Source organism: Pseudomonas sp. 14A, from assembly GCF_018132745.1.
Classification (GTDB): Bacteria; Pseudomonadota; Gammaproteobacteria; order Pseudomonadales; family Pseudomonadaceae; genus Aquipseudomonas; species Aquipseudomonas mercuritolerans.
The window spans coordinates 115,343-123,839 of the sequence record NZ_JAGRQJ010000009.1 but is presented as its reverse complement, the minus strand read 5'-3'; the positions used below and the strand labels follow the sequence as shown (position 1 = coordinate 123,839).

The 8,497-nt window shown below is 61.8% G+C and carries 7 protein-coding genes; 4 read left to right on the top strand and 3 right to left on the bottom strand.

Annotated features, from left to right (window positions below; genetic code table 11):
* Positions 1-18: 18 nt before the first annotated feature.
* Positions 19-1,002, bottom strand: coding sequence for a TauD/TfdA family dioxygenase (locus tag PS14A_RS08630; RefSeq protein ID WP_129999157.1), 984 nt, complete (start codon positions 1,000-1,002; stop codon positions 19-21).
* Positions 1,003-1,037: 35 nt separating this feature from the next.
* Positions 1,038-1,778, bottom strand: a complete 741-nt coding sequence (locus tag PS14A_RS08625) for an alpha/beta fold hydrolase (RefSeq protein ID WP_160769561.1) — start codon at positions 1,776-1,778, stop codon at positions 1,038-1,040.
* A gap of 136 nt (positions 1,779-1,914) precedes the next feature.
* On the opposite strand from PS14A_RS08625, the gene PS14A_RS08620 reads away from it, so the two are divergent.
* On the top strand, positions 1,915-3,048 hold the full coding sequence (locus PS14A_RS08620) for a cupin-like domain-containing protein (protein WP_212615759.1): 1,134 nt from the start codon (positions 1,915-1,917) through the stop codon (positions 3,046-3,048).
* 111 nt (positions 3,049-3,159) lie between these two features.
* Here the strand turns inward: PS14A_RS08620 and PS14A_RS08615 are convergent, their stop codons facing one another.
* Positions 3,160-4,332, bottom strand: coding sequence for an MFS transporter (locus PS14A_RS08615; protein ID WP_212615758.1), 1,173 nt, complete (start codon positions 4,330-4,332; stop codon positions 3,160-3,162).
* Positions 4,333-4,577: 245 nt separating this feature from the next.
* On the opposite strand from PS14A_RS08615, the gene PS14A_RS08610 reads away from it, so the two are divergent.
* The 3 genes from PS14A_RS08610 to PS14A_RS08600 all read left to right on the top strand — a co-directional run bounded on the left by PS14A_RS08610 (position 4,578) and on the right by PS14A_RS08600 (position 8,292).
* Positions 4,578-5,582 carry a family 2 encapsulin nanocompartment cargo protein terpene cyclase gene (locus tag PS14A_RS08610; RefSeq protein WP_212615757.1) on the top strand — a complete coding sequence of 335 codons (1,005 nt, stop codon included), beginning with the start codon at positions 4,578-4,580 and terminating at the stop codon, positions 5,580-5,582.
* 90 nt (positions 5,583-5,672) lie between these two features.
* Positions 5,673-6,473, top strand: coding sequence for a glucose 1-dehydrogenase (locus tag PS14A_RS08605; protein ID WP_130909809.1), 801 nt, complete (start codon positions 5,673-5,675; stop codon positions 6,471-6,473).
* Positions 6,466-8,292 carry a glycoside hydrolase family 15 protein gene (locus PS14A_RS08600; protein ID WP_212615756.1) on the top strand — a complete coding sequence of 609 codons (1,827 nt, stop codon included), beginning with the start codon at positions 6,466-6,468 and terminating at the stop codon, positions 8,290-8,292. Before PS14A_RS08605 ends, PS14A_RS08600 begins: the two co-directional genes overlap by 8 nt.
* Positions 8,293-8,497 lie beyond the last annotated feature (205 nt).

Below are 8,497 nucleotides of genomic sequence, written 5' to 3'. Positions count from 1 at the left end.
TGAAGGGTTGCGAACAGGTCAGCGCGCGTCCTGCGAATGCCCCTCGGCCATCGCCACGATGACTTTGCGCGGCCCTTCGAACGGTGAGCGCGCGTGAGCCGAAAGCATGTTGTCGAGCATCAGCACATCGCCCTCCTGCCAGGGGAAACTGATCGCACAATCGTCGAGCACCGCACGAATCTGCGCCAGCACCTCGTCTTCGATCGGCGAGCCGTCGCCGTAGTAGACGTTACGCGGCAGGTCTTCTTCGTCAACGATGTCGAGCAGGCTTTCGCGCACGTCCGCTGGCAGGTTGGAGATGTGAAACAGGTGCGCCTGATTGAACCAGACGTGGTCGCCGGTCACCGGGTGCACCGCCACCGCCTGACAGGTCTGCCGCGTGCGCAGCTCACCGTCGTCCTTCCACTCGCAGACAATGCCGTGGGCCTTGCAGTACGCCTCGACGACTTCGCGGTCTTCGGTGTTGAACACGTCTTCCCAGGCCACATCGAGGCCATTGCCGAAGTTGCGCACGTACATCAGGCCTTTGCTGACGAACCGCTCGCGGATCGCCACGGGAATGCGCCGGTAGACTTCGCGGCTGTCGGCAATCGGCGTCTCGCCGCCGGACCTGGCGGCGATCATGCTGTAGAACCAGATCTTCATCGGCCAGTCGCGGGAATAGGCCTGTTCGTTGTGCAGCGGAATGCTCTGGTGCGCCGGGTATTCGGTGGAGGTGTACACGCCTTGAGTGACGTTGGTGCGCGGCGTCGAGCCGAACTCGTAGTTCAGCAGCGGATGGCCGAAGCTCGCGGCAAACTGGCGAAACTGCTCGGCGCCGTCGAGGCGAAAACCGCGAAACAGCACGCCACCGTCGCGCAGCAGATGCTCGTCGACCAAGGCCTTCAATTCATCGAATACCGCCAACAGATCGGTGTCGGCATCGCCCGCCTCGACCAACAGCGGCAAACGTCCGCGCTGCGGCAGCAACGGCCGCACGGAAAAGCCCAGAGCAACAGCCATGACTGGCCTCCTGAAAATGATAGATGAGGCGCGTCTCAGAACGCCGGTTGCACAGCCTGCGCATAGCGCCGGTGATGCACTTCCAGATGGGTCTTGATCGTGCGAATGACCCGCGCTTCGTGCTCATGAATGAAGAAATGCCCGCCGGTCATCATGTCCACCGAGAAACTGCCCAGGGTTTCTTTGCTCCAGCCGATCAGTTGTTCGGTCGTGGCGCGGTCTTCCTTGCCACCGAGCACGTGCACCGGGCAATTGAGCAAGGGCCGCTCGGCAGGCGTGAAGCGCCCGCACATCATGAAGTCGGCGCGCAGCACCGGCAGGGTCAGGCTCATCAATTCCTCATTGGCGAGGATTTCTTCGCTGGTGCCCTGAAAGGTGCGCAACTGTTCGATGAGCTCTGCATCGCTGCGCGGTTCGGCAAAGCCGCGGTCGTAATCGCTGCGCATGGACGGTGCGGCGGTGCCGGAGGCGAACAGCGCCAGCGGCTCCGGCACACCCAACTCGCGAAAGGCATGGGCCAGTTCGCAGGCGAGCAATGCACCGAGGCTATGCCCGAATAACGCATACGGGCCTTGCAACCCCGGCTTGTGCTCGCGCGCCAGTTGCCGCGCCAGTGCGCGCATGTCGGTTTGCAGCGGTTCATCGAACCGCGCGCCACGCCCCGGCAGTTCCACCGGTTGCAATTGCAGCCACGTCGGCAGTTGACGCCGCCAGCGGCTGTAAACCATGGCGCTGGCGCCCGAATAGGGCAGGCACAGCAATGTCAGCTTGGTCACCGCGCTTTCCTTGAAAAATGTGTCTGCAAGAAAGACGGATCACTGGCCGGACAAATTAGTCGCCAGGTCGCTAAATTCCCCCGCCAGCCGCTCGTTGCCTGTTCAGGAAAAAAACAACAATCGCGAGGGAATCACCGTGGACCTGCAGAGCATTCTGGGCAAATTGTTCGCCAACGCCGGCGCGGTCGGCATCGAGGGGGTTTTCCAGTTCATCTTCAGTGGGCAACAGGCGTACTGGTACGACATCAAGACCAGCCAGCGCACGGAAATCGGGCGCCATCCAAGCCCGGACGTGACCATCGAAGTCGCGGAAAAAGATTTTCTCGGGATCATGGCCGGCGTGGTCAATGTCGAGGAACTGTTCGCCAGCGGTCGCTTGAAGATTGGCGGCAACATGGGCCTGGCGACGATGTTGCCGCAGATCATCGACCACGCCCGCCAGGGTGGCGGCACGGTGGAAAAAGTCGATATGAACAAGCGCTACCCGACGCCGCCACGCTTCAGCGAAAAGCTCACTGCCGCGCTGCCTCGCCAGACCAGCGTCGAACGTCGTGCGCGCGCCGAGTTGAGCCGGCACGAATTCGAAACTCGTTATTTGCCCAACGGCATTCCGTTGGTGATCAGCAATGCCCTGCACGACTGGCCGTTGTTCAGCCTGAGTCGCGAAGAGTCGCTGGTGCATTTCGCTGAACTGCAAGGCATCACCCGCCACGGCGATTACGTGAAGAAGACCTTTTCCACTGAGCGTGATTTCCGCTCGACCTCGATGGCCGAGTTCATCGCCTCGCTGGACAGTCCGGCGGTCAAAGGCGCGGATGGCGAGCCGCCGGCGTACATGGGCAACAACATCCTGCCCGCGCAGTTGTTGCAGCAGATCCACTACCCGCCCTACTTCGACACGTCGCTGTTCATCCCGCCGCGCATCTGGATCGGCCCCAAGGGCACGCTGACGCCGTTGCACCGCGATGACACCGACAACCTCTTCGCCCAGGTTTGGGGGCAGAAAAAATTCACCCTCGCCGCGCCACATCACCGCGAAGCGCTGGGCACCTGGTCGACCGCGCCCAAGGGTGGCCTGGATGGCTGCGATTTCAACCCGGACGCGCCGGACTATGAACGCTTCCCGGCGGCGCGGGAGGTGACGTTTTTGCGGGTGACGCTGGAGGCTGGGGATCTGCTGTTTTTGCCAGAGGGCTGGTTTCATCAGGTGGAGTCGGTGTCGACCTCGCTATCCGTCAACTTCTGGATCAACTCTGGCCGAGGCTGGTAACACCGCAAAATAACTGTGGGAGCGAGCCTGCTCGCGAATGCGTTGTATCAGGTATGAAGATATTTACTGACACACCGCCTTCGCGAGCAGGCTCGCTCCCACAGTGGAATTTCATTTCAAGTGACGGAAACTTTGAAACGCGGAAATCAGCACCACCGCCCCCGCCGCAATCGCCAGCCAGAATCCGCTACGCGCGCCAAACGCATCGACCAGCGCGCCGGAGCCAGCGGCGCCGATCGCCACGCCGATGCTCAGTCCGGTCACCAGCCAGGTCAGGCCTTCAGTCAGTTTGGCCGGGGGCACGATGCGTTCGATCAACGCCATCGCGACAATCAGCGTCGGTGAAAAGAAAAGCCCGGCGATAAATACCGCGATCGACAAGCCAAGGATGTTGCTCGCCAAAAGCAGCGGCAGCGTGGTCACCGCCGTCGCCACGCCGCCGTAGAGAAACAGGCGCGGCAGCGGCAGTTTCGAACGCATCGCACCGAAGGCGATGCCGGCCAGGCATGAGCCGATCGCGTACACCGACAAAACAATACTCGCCGCTGCCGGCTGCCCCTGATGTTGAGCGAAAGCGACGCTGACCACATCGATCACCCCGACAATCACGCCCATCGCCAGCATCAACGCCAGCAACCATTGCACGTCGGTGGAGCGAATGATCGAGCCCTGATGCTGCGACTCCTGCGCGTGCACGGGCGGCTCAGTGCTGCGCTGGGCGACAAACACCGTTACCCCTATGGCCAGCGCCAACAACGCTGCCAGCGGCCCGGCCTCGGGAAACACCGCGACCGACAAGCCCACCGACAGCGGCGGCCCGACGATAAAACACACTTCGTCGAGCACCGACTCCAGCGCATACGCCGTCTGCAATTGCGGCTGGCCACGGTAGATTTCGGTCCAGCGCGCCCGCACCATCGCCGACATGCTCGGCATGCACCCGGCCAGCGCGGCGAACAAAAACAAGGTCCAGTTCGGCGCCTGCAAACGCGTGCACAGCAGCAACATCAACAACCCGCCGCCACCGGTCAGCGCTGCGATCGGCAGCACCCGCCCCTGCCCGTAACGGTCCACCAACCGCGATACCTGCGGCGCGCAAAACGCCGTGGCCAAGGCAAACGTCGCCGCCACCGCCCCCGCCAGCGCATAACCGCCGTTCAACTGCGCAAGCATGGTGATCAGGCCGATGCCGGTCATGGAAATCGGCATGCGCGCCAGCATCCCGGCCAGCACAAACGCACGGGCACCGGGGGCGGTGAACAATTCGCGGTAGGGGTTTGCCATCGATTGCAGCCTCATCAGGGGCGGCCAAGTTGCCATAGGCTTGAATGCCGTGGAAGCGCGCAATTGTTGGTGGAATGTGAAAGCCCCTGATCTTTCCAGTGCTGAACAACGATGACCATTGGTCGAAAACCAACGCTGACCTGTCAGACCTGACAGGTGCGCTTCCTTGTCGTTTGCGCTCTGATGAGGCCTTGGATCTTCGCGTATCACCGTGGAACCCTGTAAACGCACTCAGGAGTCTCGTCATGGACGAATCGTCAATGCTCGTCTCACCCGAAGCGCAAAAGGCGCCGTGGGCCGTGCCCGCCCTGTATGGCCTGGCGCCATTTCGCAACGACGTCGCGCTGGCGGCTCAGGTGGATGATCGGCTGATGCCGTGGATCGAGCGGGTGGGGATTTTCCCGGGTCGGCACGACAAGGTCCGCGCCATGGGTTTCGGTCGCTTCGCCATGCTGTGTCATACCGACACCGATGAGCCGGATCGGCTGCTGCTCGCGGCGCAATGTTTCGCCGCGCTGTTCGCCGTGGACGATTACTACTGCGACGATGAGCGAACCGGCTCCGAACCCAGAATGGTCGGGCCGCGCCTTTCCCTGGCGCTGGCGGCGCTGGAGCCGGTTTACCTGAGCGCACGGTTCCGCCCGGGGCTCGAGCAGGCCTTGAGCGGCGATCCGGTGCTGGTCGCACTGCGGGCCTATCTGAGGCGGGTCGAGACTTTTGCAACAGCGGCGCAGGTTGCCCGCGTACGCCATGAAATCATTGCCATGTTCGTCACCATGACCGCCGAAGCGGCCTGGCGGATCGAAGGGCTCACGCCCGCGCTCTGGGAATATCTCGCTCAGCGTCAGGTCAACAGTTTCCTGCCGTGCCTGTCGCTGATCGACATCATCGGTGGGTATGAATTGCCCGCCAATGTCTACAGCGCACCCGAGGTGCGCAAGGTCACGACGCTGGCCGCCAGCGCCACGATCATTGCCAATGATCTTTTTTCCGCGCTGAAGGAACAGCAGGCCGGTATCGGCGATTTCAATCTGCCTATGTTGCTGATCCAGGAACAGGGCTGCTCCCCCGCGCAGGCCATGGCGCAAAGCGCTGCCGTTCACGATGACATCATGCATCTGTATGAGGCGGCGGAACGGGCGGTATTGCCGCACGCCTCGCCGCTGCTCAAACGCTATCTGCGCGGAATCAAGAGCTGGCTGGCCGGCAACGTCGAATGGCATCGCAGCAGTGGCCGCTATCAGGTCTGACGCTGGCGAACTTTTCATGGTTGCAGATGAACTCTCGCCGCAGGCCATCAGTCAGCTACTTAAGTCTCTTGAACCAAGGCGTGAATCGTCATGCAGATTTCCCTCGCTCATCAGGTGGCGCTGGTCACTGGCGCCAGCTCCGGCATCGGCCATGCTGCCGCCAAAGCACTGGCCGCCGCCGGCGCTGCGGTCGTGATCAATTACAACAGCAGCGCCAAACCCGCCGAAGAACTGGCTGCGCAAATCAACGCCGAAGGCGGCAAGGCCCTCGCCATCGGCGCGGATGTTTCGAAAGAGGACGAGGTCGAGCGACTGTTCGCCAAGACCGTCGAAGCCTTCGGCTCGCTGGACATTCTGGTGGCCAACTCCGGTCTGCAAAAAGACGCCGCTGCCGTGGACATGACGCTCGACGACTGGAACACGGTAATCGGCGTCAACCTCACCGGGCAGTTCCTTTGCGCGCGGGCGGCGTTGCGGATTTTCCAGCGTCAGGGCGTGCGCGAAGGCGTGTCGCGCGCGGCGGGCAAGATCATTCACATGAGTTCGGTGCACCAGCGCATTCCATGGGCCGGGCATGTCAATTACGCGGCGTCCAAGGGCGGCGTCGATCAGTTGATGCAGAGCCTCGCCCAGGAAGTCAGCCACCAGCGCATCCGCATCAACAGCATCGCGCCCGGTGCGATCAGCACAGCCATCAACACCGAAGCCACTGAAGGCGCGGCCGGCGACAAACTTCTTGAGCTGATTCCCTACGGACGCATTGGCGATGTCGAGGATGTTGCCAACGCAGTGGTTTTCCTCGCTTCCGATTTGTCCGATTACATCGTCGGCACCACCCTGTTCATTGATGGCGGGATGAGCCTCTATCCGGAGTTTCGCGGCAATGGCTGAGGCTGAAATGGAACAACAAAGTCCCATCGGTGCCCACGGCATCATCGGCGACATGCGCAGCGCCGCTCTAGTCAACGATAAAGGCAGCGTGGATTTTTTCTGCTGGCCGGAGTTCGACAGCCCGACGATCTTCTGCTCGTTGCTCGACACACCTGAAGCAGGGATTTTCCAGCTCGCGCCGGACTTGCCCGATGCGCGCCGCGAACAGATTTACCTGCCCGACACCAACGTTTTGCAGACCCGTTGGCTGAGTGAACACGCGGTGGTGGAAATCACCGACCTGTTGCCGATCGGCGACGATGTCGACGCCCTGCCCCTGCTGATGCGCCGGGTGCGCGTGGTCAGCGGCTCGGCGACGTTCAACCTGCGTTGCGCGGTGCGCCACGACTATGGTCGTGCCGACACCCGGGCCGAGATGGACGCACAGGACGTGACGTTCCACGCCGCTGGCCAGCCGTCGATACGCCTGGCTTCAGATCAGGCGCTGCAGATCGATGCGCAAGCGGCCGTCGCGCAATTTACCCTCGAGCACAACGAAAGCGCCGCGTTCATGCTCGGCGGCAGCGACGACCCGCGCTTTGCCGAGGGTGCCGCCGAATTGTGCATGGAGCGTACCTTGAAGTACTGGCGTGGCTGGATCGGCCAATCCAACTATCGCGGACGCTGGCGGGAAATGGTCAACCGTTCCGCCCTCGCCCTGAAACTGCTGACCTCGCGTCGCCAAGGTGCGATTCTCGCCGCTGCCACTTTCGGCCTGCCGGAAACTCCCGGCGGCGAGCGCAATTGGGATTACCGCTACACGTGGATCCGCGATGCCTCGTTCACCGTTTACGCGTTCATGCGCCTGGGCTTCGTCGATGAGGCCAATCACTACATGCAATGGCTACGCGGGCGAGTCAGCGATTGCTGCGGCAAACCGATGAAACTCAACATCCTCTATGCCATCGACGGTCAGCAGGAATTGCCGGAAACCGAACTCACGCACCTGTCCGGTCACGGCGGTGCGCAACCGGTGCGCATTGGCAATGGTGCTTATGATCAGATCCAGCTGGACATCTTCGGCGAGCTGATGGATGCGGTGTATCTGGTCAACAAGTACGGTGATGCGATTTCCCACGAAGGCTGGCGGCACGTCGGCGAAGTGGTCGATCAGGTCTGTGAGAACTGGCAGAACGAAGATGTCGGCATCTGGGAAATGCGCGGTGAAACCCATCATTTCCTGCACTCGCGGCTGATGTGCTGGGTGGCGCTGGACCGCGCCATCCGGCTGGCTTCCAAGCGTTCGCTGCCGGCGCCGTTCGCCCGTTGGGATCAGACACGCCAAGCGATCTACGCCGACATCTGGGACAACTTCTGGGACGAAGAACGCGGGCATTTCGTCCAGTACAAGGGCGGTACCGCACTGGATGGCTCGATGCTGCTGATGCCGCTGGTGCGTTTCGTCAGCGCCAAGGATCCGCGCTGGCTGTCGACTCTGGAAGCGATCGAAAAAACCCTGGTGCGCGACGGCATGGTCTATCGCTATCGCAACGAAGACGCCAACATCGATGGCCTCAGCGGCACCGAAGGCGCGTTCGCCGCCTGCTCGTTCTGGTACGTCGAATGCCTGGCCCGGGCTGGTCAGGTGGAAAAAGCCCATCTGGAGTTCGAGCAGTTGCTGCGATACGCCAATCCGCTGGGACTGTATGCCGAAGAGTTCGACAGCCATGGCCGGCATTTGGGCAACACACCGCAAGCGCTGACGCATCTGGCGTTGATCAGTGCAGCGAGTTTTCTTGATCGCAAATTGAGCGGGGAGAAGAGTTCCTGGCAGCCATAGCGCTGTTTTTTCGTCAGCGCATGTCAGACCGATCCCTGACTGGACGGGATTTTTCCACAACGGGCCTGCCCGCCAGCCAACGGGTACAGGCCCATGCCCAACGTGAAACCTGCGCGGCGGTTACGTCTGGCGACAGTCTGTGTAAAAACTGCGCCTACAAACACCACTCACGTCAGGTTGAAACGCTTGCCGCAACGTGTGCTTA